Source organism: Prevotella jejuni (assembly GCF_900187995.1).
In the GTDB taxonomy this organism is placed as follows: Bacteria; Bacteroidota; Bacteroidia; order Bacteroidales; family Bacteroidaceae; genus Prevotella; species Prevotella jejuni.
Genome location: NZ_FZNZ01000087.1, coordinates 1 through 2,043, shown reverse-complemented (window position 1 = coordinate 2,043; position 2,043 = coordinate 1). Strand labels below are relative to the sequence as shown.

The following is a 2,043-nucleotide window of genomic DNA, read 5'->3' as shown; positions in this document are numbered from 1 at the left end:
TTACTGTCTCCATTCAAAGAGCATATCAAGTCTATTACAACTGACAATGGTACAGAATTCGCTTGTCATGAAATGATAGCCAAAAGCCTTGGTGTTACCATATATTTTGCTGACCCATACGCTTCATGGCAGAAAGGCGCTATAGAAAATGCTAACGGACTAATTAGGCAATACGTGCCAAAAAAAGAAACCTTTGAGCATATCAGCCAGCAACAAATAACTAAGTATTCAAAGAAAATTAACATGAGACCAAGAAAGAAATTAGATTTTAAAACACCACAGGACTGCTTTTACGAACTAATTAAGTAAATTTGCACTTGCTTGTTGAATTCACGTGTACCAGTTTTTAATAATTCTGAAATGAGTACTTCCTTGCCAGAAAGTTTATATTTGTCGGGGGAACTTTTGCGCCCTTTAGGACGACCAAGCAGAACTCCTTCTGCCTTCTTTCTTGCCAATGCTTCTTTTGTTCGTTGGCTGATAAGATTACGTTCAATCTCTGCCGATAAGCCGAAAGCAAAGGCAAGCACTTTGCTCTGGATATCATCACCTAAACGATAGTTGTCCTTAATTGTCCACACACGACACTCTTTACTCATACAAATATTCAGAATTTCCATAATCATAAAAAGGTTACGACCAAGGCGGGACAATTCACTGCAAATGATAATATCGTCCTTTCTTACCTTTTTAAGTAATCTGCCAAGTTCTCGCTTGCTATAGTTTTTTGTGCCACTGATAGTTTCCTCTATCCAATCGTCAATTGAAAGATTTTGATGTTTACAAAAGTTACTAATCTCGAAGCGTTGATTCTCTACTGTTTGCTTATCGCTGCTAACTCTGATGTATCCGTAAATCATATTTATTTATTGGTTTGTTATTCTTTAACTACAAACGGATATTTGAGATAATTGGCATAAAATCTTTCGTAAAGATAGTTCTCTACAATGTTCGTAGTCTTTTAATATGGTTGAAGAGTAATCGAGTTACAAAGATTGGCAAGAGGACGATAAGAAAATGAAAAATGTTAGGAAGCAATACCATAGTAATAAGAACTATACATATTGTCGTCTAATAGGGTAGGGTTACTCACTCCTTACAGTCTTAAATCAACTATAGAGTTCTGTTACTCCGCCAAAAGGCGTTCACTATGTTACTTTGTCTTCTCGTACCCTGTCTACAATCCGTTCACTTTGTTACCCTGTCTCTTCTCGTACCCTGTCTACAATCCGTTCGCTTTGTTACCCTGTCTCTTCCCATACCCTGTCTAAAATCTGTTCACTTTGTTACTTTGTCTCTTCCCGTACCCTGTCCTCGGTTAATACCGTCTTAACGATGCTATTCAGTCAAAACGAAGTTTCCTGTCATTCCTGTCAGTCTTGGTCTCCACTTAACTCTTTAGTACACAGTGAGGTTACACGGAATGTTAAAAATGACAGCAAATAAGAATAAAACTTTTTCTTGTAGTAATGTGTAATAAATCCAGTCTTGCGTTGAAAGCCCTTTCGTTCCATGCTTTGAGAGAAGAGTAAGTTTTTTATTTTAATTTTTCTTTGCCTTTTCTTTGTGGGATTTAATATTTATTTTTATCTTTGCACCCAGTTAAGTTAAAATTAACCAGTATTTCAAATGGAAATGATAAAGAATATTATTACGGCTATGGGATGTGACCTCTGCACGAGAGGGGCACAGACATTCTGTGGCGTAATAGATTCTTTAACAAAAAAAGATAGAAAAAAGAGCGAGAATTATTTGGTAGTTCCAAATAATTGTGTACTCTCTCTCTCTCTCTCTCTCTCTCTCTCTCATAGGCCAGGCCTAACCTCCCCACTTCTTTCTTCATACGCGTGCGCGCGAGGAGCGCCGTATGAACCCATGTAGACAAAGGAATTGTAGTGATTTCCCTTTGTCTTTTTTCGTGTGTTGTTTGCTTGATGGCAATAGAGAGTTAAGGCAAACAAGTGGTGGGAAAGTAAGACGATAACCCCAACAAATAATCAACTCATAACGATAATCAAAAGTAGAATAAAATAAACATGATGC

At 37.2% G+C, this 2,043-nt stretch carries 2 protein-coding genes; one reads left to right on the top strand and one right to left on the bottom strand.

Annotated features, from left to right (window positions below; genetic code table 11):
• The coding region (locus CHB62_RS14465) for an IS30 family transposase (protein ID WP_141240394.1) at positions 1 to 309 on the top strand (309 nt) is incomplete at its 5' end.
• On the opposite strand, the gene CHB62_RS14460 is transcribed toward CHB62_RS14465, so the two are convergent.
• On the bottom strand, positions 291 to 860 hold the full coding sequence (locus tag CHB62_RS14460; RefSeq protein WP_089367367.1) for a master DNA invertase Mpi family serine-type recombinase: 570 nt from the start codon (positions 858 to 860) through the stop codon (positions 291 to 293). The genes CHB62_RS14465 and CHB62_RS14460 overlap by 19 nt on opposite strands.
• Between the last annotated feature and the right edge of the window lie 1,183 nt (positions 861 to 2,043).